Origin of the sequence: Caulobacter sp. SL161, from assembly GCF_026672375.1 — a bacterium.
Taxonomy (GTDB): Bacteria; Pseudomonadota; Alphaproteobacteria; order Caulobacterales; family Caulobacteraceae; genus Caulobacter.
Genome location: NZ_JAPPRA010000001.1, coordinates 2,622,867 through 2,643,682 on the forward strand (window position 1 = coordinate 2,622,867; position 20,816 = coordinate 2,643,682).

The window sequence follows — 20,816 nt, forward strand, 5'->3', positions numbered from 1 at the left end:
GTTTTGTTCTGTTCACAAGATGTTCCACTACAATCTTGTGCATTTTCTTTGCGCGGAGCCCTGGTCTGTCCCGCGCAAGCCTCGAAACGGGTGGCCAAGCCGCCGGGAGTCGGCCAGATCAACGCCATGCGCCTGATCATCGACACCGACACGGCGGGAGACGACGTTCTCTCCCTGATGCTCGCCCTCACCCGCCCGGGTGTTGACGTGGAGGCCATCACCATCGCGCACGGCAATGTGGGCTTCGAGCAGCATGCTGAGAACGCCCTGGTGACCCTGGATCGCTGCGGGCGGGCCGGCCGGGTTCCGGTCTATCTGGGCGCCCAGTTTCCCCTGATGCGCGCGCCGCTGGACGCCGCCTATGTGTTCGGCCGCGACGGCATGAGCGACAGCGGCTTTGCGAGGACCTCGCAGCGCCCCGCCGAGGGCCACGCGGTCGATGAGCTGGTGCGCCGGATCATGGATGCGCCCGGCGAGATCACCCTGATCGCCCAGGCGCCGCTGACCAACATCGCCCTCGCCTACCAAAGAGAACCTCGCATCGCCAAGGCGCTGAAGCATCTGTGGGTGATGGGCGGCACGGACAACGGCGTGGGGAATGTGACCCCGGCGGCCGAGTATAATTTCTACGCTGACCCGGAAGCCGCCAAGATCGTCATCAATGCGGGCTTCAACCTCTCCATCGCCACCTGGACCCTGACATTGAAAGACGGTCTATGGACGACAGAGCAACTGGACGCGCTTGACGCGTTGGGCACCGAGAAAGCCCGGTTCTTCACCGATGTGAACCGCGCATCGCTCGCGTTCGCGCGCGAGACCGAGGGCCTGGACGGCAGTCTGCATCCCGATGCGCTGACCTGCGCGATCGCACTGGACGAGGGCCTGATCCTGGAGGCGGAAACCTGTGTCGTCGACGTTGAAACGGTGGGCGAGCTAACGCGCGGCTATCTGAGCGTCTCGCACTCGATCCTGCCGGACATCGAGATTGCTGACCCGGCGCTCAAGCGTCGCCCGCCGAACGCCCGCGTGATCAAGACGATCAATCGCGAGGGGTTCTTCACGGCGATGCGGACCGCCCTGCTCTAAGTATATGAATTAGAGCCTGTCTATCTGGTTTAGATGGTTCCATCTAAACCAGACAGGCTCTAGCCGCGCTGGACTTCCAGATACCCGTCCTTCAGGGCCACTACGCGGTCCATGTAGCGCGCAAGCTCCATGTTGTGCGTCGCGATCACTGCGGCGACGCCCTGCTCACGGCAGACCTGGTAGAGCGCCTGGAAAACGGCGGTGGACGTCGCGGGATCCAGGTTCCCGGTCGGCTCGTCGGCCAGCAGCAGTTTCGGACGATTGGCTAGAGCTCTGGCGATGGCGACCCGCTGCTGCTCCCCGCCTGACATCTGCGCCGGCTGGTGGTTGAGGCGATGACCAAGACCCAGGCTCTCCAGCAGCTCACGTGCCCGCGCCTCCGCCTCACGGCGGCCCTTGCCGGCGATGGTGAGCGGCATGGCCACGTTCTCCAGTGCGGAGAACTCCGGCAGTAGGTGATGGAACTGATAAACGAAGCCGACGGTGCCCAGGCGAATACGCGTGCGCGCCCGCTCGGAGAGCTTGGAGCAGTCACGCCCCTCAAGGGCCACGAGACCCGCGTCGGGTCGCTCCAGCAGGCCCGCCGAATGCAGCAGCGACGACTTGCCCGAGCCCGACGGGCCGATCAGGCCGACGACCTCACCCGGATAGACGTCCAGATCCACGCCCCGCAGCACGGGCAAATCTCCGGCTTCGGTCTTGTAGACACGTTCCAGGCCGCGCAGCGCGAGAACAGGATCACTCATAGCGGAGCGCCTCCACCGGATCGAGGCGCGAGGCGCGCAGGGCGGGCGGAAGCGTGGCCAGGATGCTCATCGCCGCCGAGGCCAGGACGATGCCGCCGACCTCGCGCCAGTCGATCTTCGCCGGGATATGGGACAGCATGTAGACGTCGGCGTTGAACACAGACGTTCCGGTCGCCCATTCCACGAAGTTCTGGATCGGCGTGATGTAGGCGCAGAAGACAACGCCCAGCGCTAGGCCGCACAGGGTGCCGGCCACACCGATCGAGGCGCCGGCCATCAGGAAGATCCGCAGCACCGCGCCTTGGCTGGCGCCCATGGTGCGCAGAATAGCGATGTCCTTGCCCTTGTTCTTCACCAGCATGACCAGGCTGGAGATGATGTTCAGAGTCGCGATCGCCACGATGCAGAACAGGATCAACCGCATCACCTTGCGCTCGACCTGCAGCGCGGTGAAGTAGCTGTGGTTCTTGTCCATCCAGTCGTTGACCAGCGCGCCAGGGCCGCTGGCGATCTCCACCGCCTGCTTGAGTTCCTTGGCCTTGTCCGGATCGTCGACCTTGATCTCGACATAGTCGACCGTGGTGTCGCGACCGAAGAACAGCTGGGCCTGTTCGAGGGGCATGTAGATGAAGGCCTCGTCGAACTGGCTCATGCCGACGCTGAACACGCCGCCGACGATGTAGTTCTTCTCGCGCGTCGAACTGCCGAAAGCCGTGGCCGGCCCGGACGGGGAGATGATGGTGATCGGGTCGCCGGGGAGCACCCCCAGGGTCTGGGCCATACGCTCGCCGATCAGGACGATGTCGCCGCCGTACTCGCCCTGGCCGAAGCCCTCCATCGAACCGTTCTTTATGTTCCCCGAAATCAGCGACATGTGTCGCAGGTCGCTGGTCGTGACGCCCCGGACGATGGCGCCGGTCACCTGCGTGGGGCCAATGACCATGGCCTGCGCCTCGACCATCGGCGCGGCCTGGATGACCCCCGGCGCGGCCTTGATGCGGCGGATGATGGTCTCGCGATCGGGCCCGTTGATCAGCGGCGACTGTGCGTAGAGGTGGCCGTTGAAACCCAGGATGCGCCCCAGAAGCTCGGCGCGGAAGCCATTCATGACGCTCATCACGGTGATGAGGGCGAAGACCGCCAGCATCACCGCGCTGAACGAGATGATCGAGATCAGAGCCACGCCGCCGTTCTTGCGCTTGGCGAACAGATACCGGCGAGCGACCGAGCGCTCCCAGCGACTGAAGGGACCGGCGGCGCGGGCGTCTGGCATCAGGCGGTCTTGCTCTTGGTCAGGCCGTCCAGGACGGAGTCCAGCGATGCGGTATGGCGCTCGCCGGTCTTGCGGTTCTTGATCTCGACAACACCTTCGGCAATGCCCTTGGGACCGACGATCAACTGCCAGGGTAGACCGATCAGGTCCATGGTGGCGAACTTGGCGCCGCCGCGGGCGTCGGTGTCGTCATAGAGCACCTCTCGGCCTGCGGCCTTGAGGGCGTTGTATGCCGTCTCGCAGGCGGCGTCGCAGGCCGCGTCGCCCTGGCGCATGTTGACGATACCGACGTCGAACGGCGCGACGCTTTCCGGCCAGATAATGCCGCCCTCGTCATGGCTGGCCTCGATGATCGCGCCCAGCAGGCGCGAGACGCCGACGCCGTAGCTGCCCATCTGCACCGGGACCTGCTGGCCGTCCGGCCCTTGCACCGTGGCCTTCATCGGCTCGGAGTACTTCGTACCGAACGAGAAGATGTGGCCGACCTCGATGCCGCGCGCCGACAGGCGATCGCCTTCCGGCAGGGCGTTGAAGGCGGCCTCGTCGTGCATTTCCTCGGTCGCGGCGTACAGCGCCGTGCGCTGGTTCACCAGCGGCTGCAGGTCGCCGTTGATCCAGTCGAGGTCGGGACCAGGAGCCGGCATTTCCACGAGATCCTTGTGACAGAACACGGCGCTTTCGCCGGTTTCGGCCAACACGATGAACTCGTGGGACAGGTCGCCGCCGATCGGACCCGTATCCGCCCGCATCGGCACAGCCTTCAGACCCATCCGCGCGAACAGGTTCAGATACGCCACGAACATCCGGTTGTACGACTTGCGGGCGCCCTCAGCGTCGAGGTCGAAGCTGTAGGCGTCCTTCATGTAGAACTCGCGGCCGCGCATCACGCCAAAGCGCGGGCGACGCTCGTCCCGGAACTTCCACTGGATGTTGTAGAGGTTCTTGGGGAGGTCCTTGTAGCTCTTGATCGAGGCGCGGAAGATGTCGGTGACGACTTCCTCGGCGGTGGGACCAAACAGCAGTTCGCGCTTGTGGCGGTCGGTGATGCGCAGCATCTCGTCGCCGTAGTCGTCGTAGCGACCGCTCTCGCGCCACAAATCGGCAAGCTGGATGGTCGGCATCAAAAGCTCGATGGCGCCGGCCCGATCCATTTCTTCGCGGACGATCTGTTCGATCTTGTTGAGGACCCGCAGGCCCAGAGGAAGCCAGGCATAGATGCCCGCCGCTTCCTGGCGGATCATGCCGGCGCGGAGCATCAGCTGGTGCGAAACGATCTGGGCGTCGGAAGGCGCTTCCTTCAGCACCGGCAGGAAATAGCGCGAAGAGCGCATCAGCTTGGAAACTCCGGGAATTCGAGAAGGGCCTGAGATAGCCCCTCGCCCGACAGCTTGGCAACGCGGTAGAGCCGGCCTGGCTCAGATCTTTGATCCAGACCGGGCAGCAAGCTCGTCCCTCCAAGCCCGGAAGCGCGACGACGACAGACACCAACGACCACTTTGTGCGGTCGCGCTTTGGGCGGAAGTAAGGCTGCGCGCCGGGCAAAAGAAAGGCCGCGCGGATCGCCGCGCGGCCTGTCAGTCATCGTCGGGGAAGACGCCACAGAGCGAGACCGGCAAGGCCGATCTCCTGAAAACACCCTACCCGCCAAACGTTTGTTGGGGCACGGCCAACCGCCGGAAGCGCTAACAATGAGGCCATTCGCCCAAGCCTTGAGCGTTTGAAGGCAAATCGCCCGCGCCACGCCCAAGGCTTGTGCATTCGCACGTCAGACCCCGGCCGGCAGGTCCGGAAGCGTGATGAGTTTGAAGTGCACGATCAGGAAGAACAGGCCAAAAACCACAGCCGACAGCCAGGTCGTGGTGATGAACTTGCGCTTCAGGTTCGGATTCATCGGCGCTCCGGGATCAACGCCCGGCGGCGGCTTGATGCCCGCCTCGAAGAAGCTGCGCGACCCGAGCGGCAGGACCGCGAACAACACGGTCCACCAGATGGTCATGTAGATCGCGAACCAAGTGATAGGGCTCATCAGTGATGCGCGTCCTTTGGCGTTTCCATGAGCTCGACAAGCATGCCGCCCATGTCTTTGGGGTGGACGAAGATGATCAGTGTGCCGTGCGCGCCGATGCGAGGCTCGCCAAGCACCGTCGCGCCCTTGGCCACAAGGGCGTCACGGGCTTCGTAGATGTTCTCCACCTCGAAGCAGATGTGGTGCTGACCGCCCTTGGGGTTCTTGGCCAGGAAGCCATGGATGGGAGACTTCTCACCATAAGGCTCAATAAGCTCGATCTGGCTGTTGGGCAGGTTGACGAAACAGACCCACACCCCCTGCTCCGGCATCGCCCACTTGTCGGTGATCGACGTGGCGCCGAGCAGATCGCGGTACATCTTCACCGACTCATCGATGGACGGTGTGGCGACGCCAACGTGATTGAGCTTGCCGATCATCTTGAGGAACTCCCGCTGCTGTTCTGATTGTTGGCTGTTGGCCTAGCACCAGTGCTGCAACGCGGAAAGATAGGGCGTCCACGGAACCGCCGCAGCCGCCCCCTCCCATCAAATGCGAAGAACCGTGGTTTCGACGACGGGCTTGCGCTCCCAGATCCGGAAAGCAGCCTTCTTCACGGCGCGGGAGATCGCGCTTTCGATCGTCTCGTCAATCTCGCGCGCGTCGCCGTCCAGCTTCTTGTAGGCGGTCTCCGCCTCTTCGCAGAGATCGTCCAGAGCATCGTCCAGCGTGTACTCGTCATCGCCCGTCAGGCCGATACCCCGGATCTGGGGTCCGGAGACGATCTTGTTGCGACCATCGAGCACGATCGACACCGCCAGCACGCCGTTGAAGGCGGCATGGCGACGCTCACGCAGCGCTTCGCCGTTCTCGGGCGTGACCACCCCGCCGTCCACATAGAGTCGGCCGGCGGGCACCTCGTCGATGATGCCTGGCTGGCCGGGAGCCAGCAGCACCATGTCGCCGTTGCGCGGGCTGACGGCGTGAGGGACCTGAAGATCCTTGGCCAGGGCCGCATGCTCGATCAGATGGCGGCGCTCGCCGTGGGTCGGCACCGCGATATGCGGCCGCACCCAGGCGTACATCTGGCGAAGTTCATCCCGGCATGGATGGCCCGAAACGTGGATGCCGGGCGTATCGCGCTCGGTGTGCAGTCGAACGCCGCGGTCAGCCAGCTTGTTCTGCAGGTTACGGATCGGGATCTCGTTGCCCGGGATCACCCGCGAACTGAAGATCACGTGATCGCCCGAGCCCATCTTCACATGCGGATGGCTGCCGTCGGCGATGCGCGACAGGGCGGCGCGCGCCTCGCCCTGGCTGCCGGTGCAGAGATAGAGGACCTCGTTCTCCGGCAGATGCTTGGCCTGGTCGTCGTTGATGAACGGCTCCAAGCCCTCCAGCAGGCCGACGGATCGGGCGGCGGCCGCCATCCGGTGCATCGAGCGGCCAGCGAGGCTAACCTTGCGGCCGCAAGCCTGGGCCGCGCGGATCACAGTGTCCATGCGCGCAACGTTGGATGCGAAACAGGCTACGGCGATCTTGCCGTTCAGGCTCTTGATCAGGTCGCCAAGGGCCGTGCGGACGTCGGCCTCGGAGCCGGCGGAGCCCTCCTGGAAGACATTGGTGCTGTCGCAAACCATGGCCAGCACGCCCTCGTCACCGAGACGGCGTATGGCGGCCTCGTCGGTCGGCGCGCCCAGTTGCGGTTCGGGATCGATCTTCCAGTCGCCCGTGTGCAGAACCGTGCCCAGAGGCGTCTTGATCGCCAGACCATTCGGTTCCGGGATCGAATGGGTCAGGGTGATCAGTTCCAGCTCGAACGGACCAAGCTTGAAGCTGCCGCCCAGCGGCACCTCGGTAATCGGCACCTCGCCCAGAAGATCCGCGTCGCGCAGCTTCTCGCGAAGCAGGAAGGCGGTGAAGGGCGTAGCGAACACCGGCGCCTTCAGACGCGGCCACAGCCAGTGGACGGCGCCCAGGTGATCCTCGTGCGCGTGGGTCAGCACGATGCCAAGAATATCGTCGGCATAGGGCTCGATATAGCTCGGGTCGGGCAGGATGATCTCGACGCCCGGGGTCGTCTGGTCGCCAAACGTCACGCCCAGATCGACCACGATCCACTTGCGATCATGCGCCGGCCCGAAGCCATACAGATTGAAGTTCATGCCGATCTCGTTCGACCCGCCCAGCGGCAGGAAGACGAACTCGTCGTTCTTGGACTTTTTCATCAGGACTCGGCGATGGTGTTTCGGCGGTAGATTTCGAGAAGACCCCGGATCGTCAGATCAGAGTCGAAGTGGTCTATGCTGTCGGTCGCGCCCTCGAACAGCGAGGCGACGCCGCCCGTGGCGATGACGGTCATGGGCTCGCCGCGCTCAGCCTTGATGCGCGAGACGAGACCCTCGATCAGGGAGATATACCCCCAGAAGACACCGGATTGCATCGCCGAGACGGTATCGGTGCCCACGATCCTGTTACCGGCGGGACGCTGGATGGCGATGCGCGGCAGCTTCGCCGCCGCCTCGTGCAGAGCCTGCATCGAAAGGTTGATACCGGGCGCGATGATCCCGCCCTCGAAGGCGCCGTCGGCGGCCACGATGTCGAACGTCGTCGCGGTGCCGCTGTCGATCACGACCAGCGGCCCCGGATAGACCATCGCCGCGCCAATGGCGTTGACCAGGCGGTCGGCGCCGGCCTCGGAGGGTTTCTCGATGCGGACATCAATACCCAGCTTGGCGTTCTCACCGATGACCAGAGGCTCGACGTTGAAGTAGCGGCGGCTCAGGTTGCGCAGATTGAAGATCGACTGCGGCACGACGCTGGAAATGATCACAGCGTCGATCGCCCGGAAGCCCAGCCCCTGCATCGACAGCAGTTGCGAAAGCCAGACAACGTACTCGTCGGCCGTGCGCGTACTCTCGGTCGCTGACCGCCACTGCGCGACCCACGATGCGCCATCGTGAATGGCGAACATGGTGTTGGTGTTGCCCTGCTCAATGGCCAGCAGCATCAAGCGCCTCCAAAAAACACGTCGCCGGCCGTGATCCGGCGAAGACTTCCATCGGCCAGGCGCAGACGGAGCGCGCCATCGGCGTCGAGAGCTTCAGCGATCCCTTCGACGGTCTCATGGCCAAGACGAGCGACGCAAGGCTCGCCCAACCCATGGGCGCGCGCGGTCCAGGCGTCGGCGATGGCGGGAAAACCGAGGACGTCCCAGGTGCGGAGCCAGCGCTCGAAGGCCTCCGCCAGAACCTCAGCGGCCTCCTGCGGCGATGGCGGCGCCTCCAGATAGGTTGCGATCGCCGTGGCCGGGCGCTCGGCGTCGATCGGCTTGCGCTTCAGGTTAACGCCGATCCCGACCGCCAGCCACAGCCCGCCGAATGGCGAGGCGCCGGACTCAACGAGGATACCGCTGACCTTCAATCCCCCCAGCAGAGGGTCATTCGGCCACTTCAGGCTGATCAGGTGAGTGGGGACATAACGCGCCAGCAGGTCGGCCACAGCCAAAGCGGCGACGAAAGACACCTGCGCCGCCTCAGCGGGCGGCCGCTCAGTGCGAAACAACAGGGTGGCGGCGAGGTTGCCCTCGCCGGTTTCCCAGGCCCGCCCGCGACGTCCCCGCCCAGCTGTCTGGCGAAGGCCCACGAGCCACAGGGGCTCCACCGCGCCGGCCTCGGCCCGGCGACGGGCCTCGGCGTTGGTCGAGTCGATCTCGTCGAGAACGACGATCGGGGGGACAGTGACGGGCGAAACGCCCGTCACGTCACGCGTGACCAAAGGCGGCGGCGGCGGCCTTGGCGGCTGGTTCCAGCCAGGCCAGGGCCACAAGCACGATCGGGAACGAGAAGATCGCGGCGGCGAAGCCCACGGCCCGGGCCGAGGGCGACGGAGCGTCGACGGCGCCTGCGGCGTCGTCGAACCACATCGCCTTGATCAGGCGCAGGTAATAGAAGGCCGCGACCACAGAGCCGACCAGACCGATCACGGCGGCCCACTGCAGCATCACATCGCCGGAGCCCATGGCGGCCTTAAAGACGAAGTACTTCGCCCAGAAGCCCGAGAACGGCGGCAGGCCCAGGGCCGACAGCGAAAAGGCGGTCATGGCCAGGGCGATGCCGGGACGCTGCTTTACGAGGCCGGCCATATCCTGGATCGTCTCCATCGGCTTGCCGTCGCGGTTCAGCGCCTGCAGGCAGGCGAAGAAGCCGGTGACGTCCACCATGTAGAGCGTCATGAAGATCAGCATAGACTGCAGGCCGACCTCGCCGCCTGCGGCGACGCCCAGCAGCGCGTAGCCGACATTGGCGATCGACGAATAGGCCCACAGGCGCTTGAGGTTGCTCTGCGCGAGACCCGCGAAGGCGCCCACGAACACCGACAGCAGAGCCGCGATCACCAGGATCTGACGCCATTGCTCCTCGGACGCCGGGAAGGCGTCGCCCAGAACGCGGGCGAACATCATCATGGCGGCCAGCTTCGGGGCGGCGGCGAAGAAGCCGACCACCGGCGTCGGCGCGCCTTCATAGACGTCCGGCGTCCACATGTGGAAAGGCGCGGCCGAAACCTTGAACGCCAGACCGCAGATCACGAACACCAGGCCAAACAGCAGGCCCACGCCATGCGAACCGCCGTGTGCGGCCGCCAGGGCGATCTGGCTGAAGTGGGTCGAGCCGGTGAAGCCGTAGATCAGCGAGCTGCCGTACAGCAGCAGGCCCGACGACAGCGCGCCCAGCACAAAGTACTTCAGGCCCGCTTCCGAGGACTTGGCGTCGTCACGGCGCATGGCGGCCAGGACGTACAGGGCCAGCGATTGCAGTTCGACACCGATGTAAAGGCTGATCAGGTCGCCGGCCGAGGCGGTGACGCCCATGCCAAGCGCGGCCAGGATCACCAGGACGGCGTACTCGAACTTCTGGTCGCCGCGCTGAGCCAGCCAGCGGTCACCAAGGACGACGGCCACGGCGCTCGACAGATAGATGGCCACCTTGGCGTAGGTCGCGGCCGCGTCGGCGACGTAGACGCCGCCGAAAGCAACGCCCTTGGGTCCCAGCACCGCCGTGGCGGCGGCGGCGATCAGCGACGCGACGGCCGCCAGCGTGAAGATGGCCCCGACCTTGCCTCGGAAGGCGCCGGCGACCAGCAGGACCAGCGCCGCGATCGCGAGAACGACCTCAGGCAGCACGAGCGAGAAGTTGGCGGAAAAGGTCATTGGCTCCTCACCCACCCACGGCGGCGCGCCAGGCGCCGACGAGCGCGTCGACAGACGTCGCGGTCAGGTTGAACACGAGATTGGGATAAACACCCAGCACCAGGGTCGAAACGATCAGCGGGGCGAAGATCAGGATCTCGCGCTTGTCCAGATCGGTGATCGTGGCCAGTTGCGGGTTGGTGATCTCGCCAAACATCACGCGGCGATACAGGGTCAGGGCGTACATGGCCGACAGGATCACACCCAGGGCCGAGACGATCGCCGTCCAGGTCGAGGCCTTGTAGACACCGGTCATCGTCAGGATTTCACCGACAAAGCCCGAGGTGCCCGGCAGGCCGACATTGCCCATGGTGAACAGCATGAACACCGCCGCATACATCGGCATCCTGTTGGTGAGACCGCCATAGAAGGCGATCTCGCGAGTGTGCATGCGGTCGTAGACCACGCCGACGCAGAGGAAGAGCGCCCCCGAGATAATCCCGTGGCTCAGCATCTGGAACAGAGCGCCCTGCTCGCCCGCCGCATTGCCCGAGAAGATGCCCATGGTCACAAAGCCCATGTGGGCGACCGACGAATAGGCGATCAGCTTCTTGATGTCGGTCTGACGGAAGGCGACCAGCGAGGTGTAGACGATAGCGATCGCCGACATCGCGAACACCAGCGGCTGGAACATCTCCGAAGCGTGCGGGAACATCGGCAGGCTGAAGCGCATGAAGCCGTAGCCGCCCATCTTCAGCAGGATGCCCGCCAGGATGACCGAGCCGGCCGTCGGCGCCTCGACGTGAGCGTCGGGCAGCCAGGTGTGGACCGGCCACATCGGCATCTTCACCGCGAACGAGGCGAAGAAGGCCAGCCAGAGCCAGGTCTGCAGCCACGGGGCGAACTTGAAGGTCATCAACTCGGGGATCGACGAGGTGCCCGAAATGCCGATCATCGCGAGGATCGCAGCCAGCATCAGCACCGAGCCGAGCAGGGTGTAGAGGAAGAACTTGTAGGCCGCGTAGACCCGGCGCTTGCCGCCCCAGATGCCGATGATCAGGAACATCGGAACCAGGCCGCCCTCGAAGAAGAGGTAGAACAGCACGATGTCCAGCGCGCAGAAGACGCCGATCACCAGGGTCTCGAGCACGAGGAAGGCGATCAGGTATTCGACAACGCGCTTCTCGACCGACTTCCAGCTGGCCACGATACAGATCGGCAGCAGGAACGCGGTCAGCAGGACGAACAGCACCGAGATGCCGTCCACGCCCATGCGGTAGTGCAGGCCCGCGAACCAAGCGATGTCTTCCACGAACTGGAAGCCGGGGTTCTTGGGGTCGAACTGGACGGTGAGAAGGATCGACAGGCCAAACGTGACCAGGGTGGTCACGAGCGCGATCCACTTGGCCAGGGTGTCGGTCTTTTCTCCGGCGCCATGCAGGGCGCGCGCGGCGAGGATCACCGCGACGCCGGCCAGGGGCGCGAAGGTCGTAAGGCTGAGAAGGCCGCTCATGAGCTCCGTCCCCCTCAACGGAATGCGTACAGGGCGAAGGTCAGCAGGCCGGCGACGCCGAGCAGCATGACAAACGCGTAGTGGTAGAGATAGCCGGTCTGCAGCTTGCCGGTGCGCTTGCCGACCTCATACGAGACCGCGCTCACGCCATCGGGGCCCAGGCCGTCGATGATCTTCTGGTCGCCGCCCTTCCAGAACAGGTCGCCCAGGAACTTGGCGAAGCGCACGAAGGTCGCCTCGTAGAGTTCGTCGAAGAACCACTTGTTGTAGAAGAAGACGTACAGCGGGCCCTTGCGCTCGGCCAGCTTCAGGCCCAGGCGCTCATTGCCCTTGATCAGGTAGACATAGACCGCGATCAGCAGGCCGATCAGCGAGGCGATCAGCGGGCTCCACTTCACCCACATGGCCACCTCGTGCGCGTCATGCAGCACGTGGTTGGTCGGGGCGGTGTAGATCGCGCCGCGCCAGAACTCTTCCTGATGGTGACCCACGAAGTGGCCGACAAAGACGAAGCCGGCGGCGACAGCGCCGATCGACAGCACGACCAGCGGGAACAGCATCACCCAAGGGCTCTCGTGCGGCTTGTGGTCGTGACCATGCCCGTGGTCGTCATGAGCATGATCGTCGTGGCCGTGGGCATGGTCGTCGTGACCGTGCGCCGCATGGGCGTGATCGTCGTGACCATGGGCGTCATGACCCCAGCGCGCCGTGCCGTTGAAGGTGAAGAACGCCAGGCGCCACGAATAGAACGAGGTCAGGCCCGCGACGAGCACGCCGATCACCCAGGCGAACATGGCGAGCGCGTTGTGGCCGCCCGCGGCGAACGCCGCCTCGATGATGGTGTCCTTCGAGTAGAAGCCGGCGAAGCCCAGGTGCAGCGGCGGGAAGCCGAGGCCCGTGATGGCGATCGTGCCGATCGTCATGGCGATGAAGGTCACCGGCAGCAACTTGGCCAGAGCGCCGTAGCGACGCATGTCCTGCTCGTGGTGCATGCCGTGGATCACCGAACCGGCGCCCAGGAACAGCAGGGCCTTGAAGAAGGCGTGCGTGAACAGGTGGAACATGGCCGCCTGATAGGCGCCGATACCGGCCGCGAAGAACATGTAGCCCAGCTGCGAACAGGTGGAGTAGGCGATGACGCGCTTGATGTCGTTCTGGGTCAGACCGACCGTGGCGGCGAACAGGGCCGTCACCGCGCCGATGACCGTGACGATGTTCTTGGCCACGGGGGCGTATTCGAACATCGGCGACAGCAGGCACAGCATATAGACGCCGGCGGTCACCATGGTGGCCGCGTGGATGAGGGCCGACACCGGGGTCGGGCCTTCCATGGCGTCCGGCAGCCAGGTGTGCAGGAAGAACTGCGCCGACTTGCCCATCGCGCCGATGAACAGCAGGAAGCAGGCGATATCCATCAGTGGCCACAGGTGACCGGCGAATTCCCAGGTCTTGCCGGCGCTGGCCTGGATCAGCGGGAACAGTTCAGCGAATTCGATGGTGCCGAACGCCCAGTAGGTGGTCATGATCCCGAGGGCGAAACCGAAGTCGCCGACGCGGTTGACGACAAAGGCCTTGATGGCGGCGGCGCTGGCCGAGGGCTTCTTGAACCAAAAGCCGATCAGCAGATACGAGGCCAGGCCCACGCCTTCCCAACCGAAGAACAGCTGCATGAAGTCGGCGGCCGTGACCAGCGACAGCATGGCGAAGGTGAACAGCGACAGGTACGCGAAGAAGCGCGGCTTGCTGTCGTCCTCGGCCATGTAGCCCCAGGAGTAGATGTGCACGAGGGCCGAGACCGTCGTGACCACGATCAGCATGGTCGCCGAGAGGGCGTCGATCCGGATCGACCAGTTGGCCTGGAAGTCGCCGATATGGATGAACGGCAGCAGTTGGACCGTGAAGGCTTCCATGTGCCCCCAGGTCCACTGGCTGAACGTGTACCAGGACAGGGCGCACGAAAGGATCAGCGCGCCGGTCGTGACCGACTGCGAGGCCACGTTGCCGATGCGACGGCCGAACAGGCCGGCGATCGCCGCTGCGATGATCGGCGCGAAAACGAGAATGGTGACAAGCGTCTGCATGACGTCGCTTAGCCCTTCATCATGCTGGCGTCGTCAACCGCGATATCGCCGCGGTTGCGGAAGAAGGTGACGAGGATCGCCAGACCCACGGCCGCCTCGGCGGCGGCGACGGTCAGGACGAACATCGCGAAGATCTGGCCCGCCACGTCGTGCAGATAGGCCGAGAACGCCACGAGGTTGATGTTCACCGCCAGAAGGATCAGTTCGATCGACATCAGGATGACGATGACGTTCTTGCGGTTCACGAAGATGCCGAAGACGCCGATCGTGAACAGGATCGCGGCGACGACGAGATAATGCGGCAGGCCGATCATTCGGAGATCCCCTCACCCGGCTTGATCTGAACCAGCTCCATGCCGGTCTTGGGCGTACGGGCGACCTGCTTGCCGATGTCCTGGCGCTTGACGCCCGGCTTGTGGCGCAGGGTCAGGACGATGGCGCCGATCATGGCGACCAGCAGCACCAGGCCCGCCAGTTGGAAGAAGAAGACATAGTCGGTGTAGAGCACGCGACCGATCGCTTCGGTGTTGGGCACGCCGCCCGGCGAAGCGTTCGGCAGGGAGTTCTTGGCGGCGGCGCCGTTCGTGGCCACGGCTGCGACGACCATCACCATCTCGATGGCGATCACCAGGGCGATCAGGCCGCCGAACGGCAGATACTGCACGAAGCCTTGCCGAAGCTCGGCGAAGTCCACGTCCAGCATCATGACGACGAAGAGGAAGAGCACCGCGACCGCGCCGACATAGACGACGACCAGAAGCATCGCCAGGAACTCCGCGCCCAGCAGGACGAAGAGGCCGGCGGCCGAGAAGAAGGCGGTGATCAGGAAGAGCACCGAGTGCACCGGGTTGCGCGCCGACACGACGAGGAGACCCGCCGCTATGGTCACGAAAGCCAGTAGATAAAATGCGATCGCCTGCACGGGCATTGGCCCTGGGCTCCCCTGAAATCTTAAGTCCAACAACGGCGCGCCGCGTGACGCACCGCCTACCCCGGATTCGGCCCCGTCTTTAGCGGTAGGGCGCGTCCAACTCCAGATTCTTCGCGATCAGGCGTTCCCAACGGTCGCCGTTATCGAGAAGGCGTTCCTTGTCGTAATAGAGCTCTTCGCGGGTCTCGGTCGCGAACTCGGTGTTCGGTCCCTCGACGATCGCGTCCACCGGGCAGGCCTCCTGGCACAGGCCGCAGTAGATGCACTTGACCATGTCGATGTCGTAGCGGGTCGTGCGGCGGCTGCCGTCTTCGCGCGGCTCGGCCTCGATGGTGATCGCCTGCGCCGGGCAGATGGCCTCGCAGAGCTTGCAGGCGATGCAACGTTCCTCACCCGACGGATAGCGGCGCAGGGCGTGCTCGCCACGGAAACGGGGCGACTGCGGATTGCGCTCGTTCGGATAGATCACGGTCTTCTTCGGCGCGACCATGTACTTCATGGCCAGGCCGAACGCGCCCGCGAAGTCCAGAAGGGCCGCGCCCTTGACCGCCTGAGTGATGCGCTGGAACACCAGAGCTCTCCTAACACTTTTCCTTGGGGAGGGGACGGACGTCCCTACCCTGCTCTTTTTGCTGCCGCCGCAACGTTTGCTCGAGGACGCACTTTCTGGTCTTGTCGTCAGCCTTGCGGCGCGCCTCGACCTTGTCCTCAAGCGTCCGCTCCGGCGGCCGCGGAATGCTTTCGCCCCAGGTCGAGCACCCAGCCAGAAGGCTGATCGCCACGATCCCCAGAACGCCCCGCCTCATGTCCCGGTCCGGGGAATGACGCAGGTGTAGTTCGATAGCTGGACAGGGTCTCCCCCGTCCTGCTTGGCTCGGATGGTTCCACCCGAAGCCTTGCACTTGTCGCCCTCGCGCCGGAGATCGTCATAGCTGACGACGCCCTCGCCGAGGGAATAGGACCGATCCGGCGCCGAGACCGCCTGGCAGGCCGCCAGGGCGGCGCCGGCCAGGATCAAGGCCAGGATCGCGGCCCGACGCATCAGGCCGCCGGACCGAACACGCGCCAGGCGGCGACCGCGGCGACCAGCACCAGCGACGTCGGCAGGAACACCTTCCAGCCCAGACGCATCAATTGATCGTAGCGGTAGCGAGGCACGATGGCCTTCGCCATGGCGAACATGAAGAACCAAAAACAGATCTTGGCGTAGAACACCAAGGCCAGGAACAGATTGGCCGCGAACGGGTGCCAGCTGCTGAGGAAATCAGTGGGGAACCCAGGGTTCCAGCCGCCGAAGAACAGCACGCTGATCATCGCGCACATCAGAACGATGTTCGAATATTCGGCGACCATGAACAGCAGGTACGGCGTCGAGCTGTACTCCACCTGATACCCGGCCACGAGTTCGGACTCCGCTTCCGGCAGATCGAAGGGCGGACGGTTCGTCTCGGCCAGGGCTGAGATGTAGAACATGCCCATGGCCACGACCATGACCGGCAGCAGAACGAGGTTGTTCAGCCCGCCGCCAAAGACGTTCCAGTTCCAGATCCAGCCCGTCTGCTTCTCGACGATGGTCGACAGGTTCATCGAACCGGCCAGCAGGATCACCGTGATGATGATCAGGCCGATCGACACTTCGTACGACACCATCTGAGCCGCGGAGCGCAGGGCGCCCAGGAACGGATACTTCGAGTTCGAAGCCCAGCCGCCCATGATGATGCCGTAGACGCCCAGCGAGCTCATCGCCAGCAGGTAGAGAATGCCGACATTGAGGTTCGAGACGACCCAGCCCGGCGCGAACGGCACCACGGCCCAGCCGACGAAGGCCAGGATCAGGCTGATCAGCGGCGCCAGGATGAACACCACCTTGTCGGCGCCGGCGGGAATCACGATCTCCTTCAGCACGAACTTGAAGAAGTCGGCGAAGGACTGCAGCAGGCCGAACGGGCCCACGACGTTCGGGCCCTTGCGCATCTGGACGCCGGCCCAGATCTTGCGGTCGGCCAGCAGCAGGAACGCCAGGCTCAGCAGCACCCAGATCACGACCAGCAGGATCCCGCCGGTGGTCAGCAGGGTCCAGGAGACGGCGGGGTTGGCGAAGAACGCTTGCATCGGCCTACTCCGCCGCGATCTTGGCGGCGCCCGAGGCCACGGCCGCGCACTCGGCCATGGTCACGCTGGCGCGCGCGATGGGGTTGGTCAGGTGGAAGGCCTTGATCGGGCTTTCGAACGGCGCGTCCGAAACCTCACCGTCACCGCCCAGGGCGCCGACGTCGAAGACCGTAGCCACCGAGCCCGGCGCGTAGTCGATCTGACCGAAGGTCGGGTGATCGGCGAAGAGCTTGGCGCGCAGTTGGTCCAGGCTGTCGTAAGGCAGCTTGTGACCCAGCACCTCGGACAGCGCCCGCAGGATCGACCAGTCTTCCTTGGCCTCGCCCTTCGGGAACACGGCGCGGCGGCCCATCTGGACGCGCCCTTCCATGTTCACATAGAGGCCGTTCTTCTCGGTATAGGCCGCGCCCGGCAGGATCACGTCCGCCTTGTGAGCGCCGTTGTCGCCGTGAGTGCCGAGGTAAATCTTGAAGGCGTCCGACGCGGCGGTTTCGCACTCATCGGCGCCCAGCAGGAACAGCACGTCCAGAGCGCCGGGCTTGAGCATGTCGGCGGTGGCAAGACCGCCCTCGGCCGGGACGAAGCCCATGTCGAGGCCGGCCACGCGGGCGGCGGCGGTGTGAAGCACGTTCCAGCCGTTCCAGCCTTCGCGCACGACCTTCACGGTCTTGGCGAGGCCCGCAGCGGCCTTCAGAACCGCCGCGCCGTCGGCGCGCGCCAGCGCGCCCTGGCCGATGATGATCGCCGGACGTTCGGCGGCCTTCAGGGCCGCGACGAAGTCGTTCTTGCTCTTGGCCAGGCCCGACAGCGTCTTGGCGCCGGCGCCGAGATAGTCGTAGCCGAAGGTCAGGTCGGCCTGTTCGCCGATCACGCCGAAGCGGGTCTTGCCGGCCAGCCATTGCTTGCGGAAGCGGGCGTTGAGCACCGGCGCCTCAAGACGCGGGTTGGCGCCGACGAACAGCACCACATCGGCGTTTTCGATGCCGGCGATCGTCGAGTTGAACAGCCAGCCCTCGCGCGGACCCGCGCCCAGGGCCGAACCGTCCTGACGGCTGTCGAGGTTCTTCACGCCCAGGGCGGTGAAGAGGTCCTTGGCGGCTTTCAGGCTCTCGGCGTCCTGCAGGTCGCCGGCGATCACGCCAACGCGCTCCGGCGCCGCCGTCTTGACCTTGGCGGCGATGGCCGCGAAGGCCTCGGCCCAGGTCGCCGGCTTCAGCTTGCCGCCGACGCGGACATACGGACGGTCAAGACGCTGGCGGCCCAGGCCGTCGACCGCATAGCGGGTCTTGTCCGAGATCCACTCTTCGTTGACGTCGTCATTGATGCGCGGAAGCACGCGCAGCACGGCCGCGCCGCGCGCGTCGACGCGGATCGACGAGCCCAGGGCGTCCATGACGTCGACGCTCTCGGTCTTCTTCAGTTCCCACGGACGGGCTTCGAAGGCGTAGGGCTTGGAGGTCAGGGCGCCGACCGGGCAAAGATCGATGACATTGGCGCTGAGCTCGGACGTCACCGCCGCGCCCAGATAGGTCGTGATTTCAACGTCTTCGCCGCGCGAGATCAGGCCGATCTCCGGTGAGCCGGCGACCTCGGTGATGAAGCGGACGCAACGCGTGCACTGGATGCAGCGCGTCATCACTGTCTTGATCAGCGGGCCCATCGACTTTTCTTCGACGGCGCGCTTGTTCTCTTCGTAGCGGCTGTCGTCACGGCCGTAGCCGACCGCCTGGTCCTGCAGGTCGCACTCGCCGCCCTGGTCGCAGATCGGGCAGTCCAGCGGGTGGTTGATGAGCAGGAACTCCATCACCCCTTCGCGGGCCTTCTTGACCATCGGAGTCTTGGTGAAGATCTCCTGGCCCTCGGCGGCCGGCAGGGCGCACGAGGCCTGCGGCTTCGGCGGGCCGGGCTTCACCTCAACGAGGCACATCCGGCAGTTGCCGGCGATGGACAGCCGTTCGTGATAGCAGAAGCGCGGGATCTCTTCCCCGGCCAGCTCCGCCACCTGCAGAACCGTCATGCCGGGTTCGAACTCGACCTCGACGCCATTGACCTTGGCGATTGCCATTCTTGTTACTCCGCCGCGATCAGCTTGGCGCCCTGCACGTGCAGGCGACCGCTACGATAGGAAGCGATCCGCTCCTCCACCTCATGGCGGAAGTGGCGGAACAGACCCTGGATCGGCCAGGCGGCCGCGTCGCCCAGGGCGCAGATGGTGTGACCCTCGACCTGGGTCGTGACGTCCAGCAGGGTGTCGATCTCTTTGGGATCGGCCTCGCCGGTGACCATGCGTTCCATGACGCGCCACATCCAGCCGGTGCCTTCGCGGCACGGCGTGCACTGGCCGCAGCTCTCGTGCTTGTAGAAGTACGACAGACGGGCGATGGCGCGGACAAGGTCGGTGTCCTTGTCCATGACGATGACAGCGGCGGTGCCCAGGCCCGACTTCAGGTTCCGCAGGGCGTCGAAGTCCATCGGCAGGTCTTCGCACTGCTCAGCGGGGATCATCGGCACCGACGAGCCGCCCGGAATAACGGCCTTCAGGTTGCCCCAGCCGCCCCGGATGCCGCCGCAGTGGTCCTCGACCAGCTGGCGGAACGGGATGCTCATCGCCTCTTCGACGTTGCAGGGCAGGTTCACATGGCCCGAGACGCAGAAGAGCTTGGTGCCGGCGTTGTTCGGACGGCCGAAGCCCGCGAACCAGGCTGCGCCACGACGCAGGATCGTACCGGCGACGGCGATCGATTCCACGTTGTTGACCGTGGTCGGCATGCCGTAAAGGCCCGCGCCAGCCGGGAACGGCGGCTTCAGGCGCGGCTGGCCCTTCTTGCCTTCCAGGCTTTCCAGGAGGGCCGTCTCTTCACCGCAAATATAGGCGCCGGCGCCGTGGTGGACGTAGATGTCGAAGTCCCAGCCGTGGACGTTGTTCTTGCCGACGAGCTTGGCCTCGTAGGCCTGCTTGATCGCCGCTTCCAGGCGCTCGCGCTCGAAGACGTACTCGCCGCGGATGTAGATGTAGCAGGCATGGGCCAGCATGGCGCGCGAGGCGATCAGGCAGCCCTCGATCAGGAGGTGCGGGTCATGCCGCATGATCTCCCGGTCCTTGCAGGTGCCCGGCTCGGATTCGTCGGCGTTGACCACCAGGTAGTGAGGACGACCTTCCTTCACTTCCTTGGGCATGAACGACCACTTCAGGCCCGTCGAGAAACCCGCGCCGCCCCGACCGCGCAGGCCGGAGTTCTTCATGTTCTCGATGATCCAGTCGCGCCCGGCGTCCAGGATGTCCTTGGTGCCATTCCAGCAGCCGCGCTTCTTCGCGCCCTCAAGGCCCCAGTCGTGGAGACCGTAGAGGTTCGTGAAGATGCGGTCCTTGTCTTCGAGGATACCGACCATGACTCAGCTTTGCGGATCGAATGGATGGGCGCGCACATAGCGCGTCCGACGAATGATGACATAGGCGAAAAGCGACCAACCCGCGCCAATGATGGCGAGGCCGGCCACGACCGCCCAGAACGGCGCGCCTTCGACGACACGACCCCACACCAGCAGGACCGCGCCCACAAGGCACGCCACGAAGCCGAGGCTCCGTTCGCGACGATGCAGACCCCGCAGGGTGTCGACATACGCCGCCTTGCGCGTGTTGAGCTCGCTGTCGTCGATCATGACGAGGCGCCCTCCCCCTTGGTCGCGCGCATCCAGCCCAGGATGAACCAGATGTGCGAGCCTAGACCCGCGACGATGGCGCCCAGGAAGACCAGCCGCAGCCAGTCGATCTTCAGGGACACCGCGCCGTAGATCGAGACGCCGGCCAGCACGAAGCACACCGCGTTGATGACGAGCATCGCGGTGAGGCGCTTCTTCTGGAGGGCGGCGTCGGCGGTCAT

General features: G+C 65.1%; 23 protein-coding genes. 1 reads left to right on the plus strand and 22 read right to left on the minus strand.

Annotation, left to right across the window (positions count from 1 at the left end):
* Positions 1–126: 126 nt before the first annotated feature.
* Positions 127–1,086, plus strand: coding sequence for a nucleoside hydrolase (locus OVA11_RS12725; RefSeq protein ID WP_268068971.1), 960 nt, complete (start codon positions 127–129; stop codon positions 1,084–1,086).
* Between the two features lie 59 nt (positions 1,087–1,145).
* Here the strand turns inward: OVA11_RS12725 and OVA11_RS12730 are convergent, their stop codons facing one another.
* The 22 genes from OVA11_RS12730 to OVA11_RS12835 all read right to left on the minus strand — a co-directional run bounded on the left by OVA11_RS12730 (position 1,146) and on the right by OVA11_RS12835 (position 20,816).
* Entirely contained in the window at positions 1,146–1,832 is a 687-nt protein-coding gene (locus OVA11_RS12730) for an ABC transporter ATP-binding protein (protein ID WP_268067727.1), read from the minus strand.
* Positions 1,825–3,105, minus strand: coding sequence for a lipoprotein-releasing ABC transporter permease subunit (locus OVA11_RS12735; RefSeq protein ID WP_268067728.1), 1,281 nt, complete (start codon positions 3,103–3,105; stop codon positions 1,825–1,827). Before OVA11_RS12735 ends, OVA11_RS12730 begins: the two co-directional genes overlap by 8 nt.
* Positions 3,105–4,436: a proline--tRNA ligase gene (proS, locus tag OVA11_RS12740; protein WP_268067729.1), complete on the minus strand. Its 1,332-nt coding sequence runs from the start codon at positions 4,434–4,436 to the stop codon at positions 3,105–3,107. Before proS ends, OVA11_RS12735 begins: the two co-directional genes overlap by 1 nt.
* On the minus strand, positions 4,436–4,852 hold the full coding sequence (locus OVA11_RS12745) for a hypothetical protein (protein ID WP_268067730.1): 417 nt from the start codon (positions 4,850–4,852) through the stop codon (positions 4,436–4,438). Before OVA11_RS12745 ends, proS begins: the two co-directional genes overlap by 1 nt.
* A gap of 18 nt (positions 4,853–4,870) precedes the next feature.
* Complete coding sequence (locus tag OVA11_RS12750; RefSeq protein WP_268067731.1) at positions 4,871–5,131, minus strand: DUF1467 family protein; 261 nt, start codon at positions 5,129–5,131, stop codon at positions 4,871–4,873.
* Positions 5,131–5,550 carry a methylmalonyl-CoA epimerase gene (gene mce / locus OVA11_RS12755; protein WP_010919799.1) on the minus strand — a complete coding sequence of 140 codons (420 nt, stop codon included), beginning with the start codon at positions 5,548–5,550 and terminating at the stop codon, positions 5,131–5,133. Before mce ends, OVA11_RS12750 begins: the two co-directional genes overlap by 1 nt.
* A 108-nt stretch (positions 5,551–5,658) precedes the next feature.
* Positions 5,659–7,338 (minus strand): ribonuclease J, encoded by a 1,680-nt coding sequence (locus OVA11_RS12760; RefSeq protein WP_268067732.1) that lies wholly within the window; start codon positions 7,336–7,338, stop codon positions 5,659–5,661.
* Positions 7,338–8,123, minus strand: a complete 786-nt coding sequence (locus OVA11_RS12765; protein WP_268067733.1) for a type III pantothenate kinase — start codon at positions 8,121–8,123, stop codon at positions 7,338–7,340. The genes OVA11_RS12760 and OVA11_RS12765 overlap by 1 nt, the downstream gene beginning before the upstream one ends.
* Positions 8,120–8,872: a biotin--[acetyl-CoA-carboxylase] ligase gene (locus OVA11_RS12770; protein ID WP_268067734.1), complete on the minus strand. Its 753-nt coding sequence runs from the start codon at positions 8,870–8,872 to the stop codon at positions 8,120–8,122. Before OVA11_RS12770 ends, OVA11_RS12765 begins: the two co-directional genes overlap by 4 nt.
* Position 8,873: 1 nt before the next feature.
* Positions 8,874–10,334, minus strand: a complete 1,461-nt coding sequence (gene nuoN, locus OVA11_RS12775; RefSeq protein WP_268067735.1) for an NADH-quinone oxidoreductase subunit NuoN — start codon at positions 10,332–10,334, stop codon at positions 8,874–8,876.
* Positions 10,327–11,829 (minus strand): NADH-quinone oxidoreductase subunit M, encoded by a 1,503-nt coding sequence (locus tag OVA11_RS12780; RefSeq protein WP_268067736.1) that lies wholly within the window; start codon positions 11,827–11,829, stop codon positions 10,327–10,329. The genes nuoN and OVA11_RS12780 overlap by 8 nt, the downstream gene beginning before the upstream one ends.
* Positions 11,826–13,892, minus strand: a complete 2,067-nt coding sequence (gene nuoL / locus OVA11_RS12785) for an NADH-quinone oxidoreductase subunit L (protein ID WP_268067737.1) — start codon at positions 13,890–13,892, stop codon at positions 11,826–11,828. The genes OVA11_RS12780 and nuoL overlap by 4 nt, the downstream gene beginning before the upstream one ends.
* Before the next feature lie 8 nt (positions 13,893–13,900).
* A complete protein-coding gene (gene nuoK, locus OVA11_RS12790; protein WP_010919806.1) occupies positions 13,901–14,206 on the minus strand; it encodes an NADH-quinone oxidoreductase subunit NuoK in 306 nt (101 codons plus the stop codon).
* Entirely contained in the window at positions 14,203–14,820 is a 618-nt protein-coding gene (locus tag OVA11_RS12795) for an NADH-quinone oxidoreductase subunit J (protein ID WP_268067738.1), read from the minus strand. The genes nuoK and OVA11_RS12795 overlap by 4 nt, the downstream gene beginning before the upstream one ends.
* Before the next feature lie 82 nt (positions 14,821–14,902).
* Positions 14,903–15,394: an NADH-quinone oxidoreductase subunit NuoI gene (gene nuoI, locus OVA11_RS12800; RefSeq protein WP_010919808.1), complete on the minus strand. Its 492-nt coding sequence runs from the start codon at positions 15,392–15,394 to the stop codon at positions 14,903–14,905.
* A 10-nt stretch (positions 15,395–15,404) separates the two neighbouring features.
* Positions 15,405–15,629 carry a hypothetical protein gene (locus OVA11_RS12805; protein WP_268067739.1) on the minus strand — a complete coding sequence of 75 codons (225 nt, stop codon included), beginning with the start codon at positions 15,627–15,629 and terminating at the stop codon, positions 15,405–15,407.
* Positions 15,626–15,865, minus strand: a complete 240-nt coding sequence (locus OVA11_RS12810; RefSeq protein WP_268067740.1) for a hypothetical protein — start codon at positions 15,863–15,865, stop codon at positions 15,626–15,628. Before OVA11_RS12810 ends, OVA11_RS12805 begins: the two co-directional genes overlap by 4 nt.
* Positions 15,865–16,935: an NADH-quinone oxidoreductase subunit NuoH gene (gene nuoH, locus OVA11_RS12815; protein WP_268067741.1), complete on the minus strand. Its 1,071-nt coding sequence runs from the start codon at positions 16,933–16,935 to the stop codon at positions 15,865–15,867. The genes OVA11_RS12810 and nuoH overlap by 1 nt, the downstream gene beginning before the upstream one ends.
* Positions 16,936–16,939: 4 nt before the next feature.
* Positions 16,940–19,000 carry an NADH-quinone oxidoreductase subunit NuoG gene (gene nuoG, locus OVA11_RS12820; RefSeq protein WP_268067742.1) on the minus strand — a complete coding sequence of 687 codons (2,061 nt, stop codon included), beginning with the start codon at positions 18,998–19,000 and terminating at the stop codon, positions 16,940–16,942.
* Positions 19,001–19,005: 5 nt separating this feature from the next.
* Positions 19,006–20,325, minus strand: coding sequence for an NADH-quinone oxidoreductase subunit NuoF (nuoF, locus tag OVA11_RS12825; RefSeq protein ID WP_096033407.1), 1,320 nt, complete (start codon positions 20,323–20,325; stop codon positions 19,006–19,008).
* A 3-nt stretch (positions 20,326–20,328) separates the two neighbouring features.
* Positions 20,329–20,595: a hypothetical protein gene (locus tag OVA11_RS12830; RefSeq protein ID WP_268067743.1), complete on the minus strand. Its 267-nt coding sequence runs from the start codon at positions 20,593–20,595 to the stop codon at positions 20,329–20,331.
* A complete protein-coding gene (locus tag OVA11_RS12835) occupies positions 20,592–20,816 on the minus strand; it encodes a hypothetical protein (protein WP_268067744.1) in 225 nt (74 codons plus the stop codon). The genes OVA11_RS12830 and OVA11_RS12835 overlap by 4 nt, the downstream gene beginning before the upstream one ends.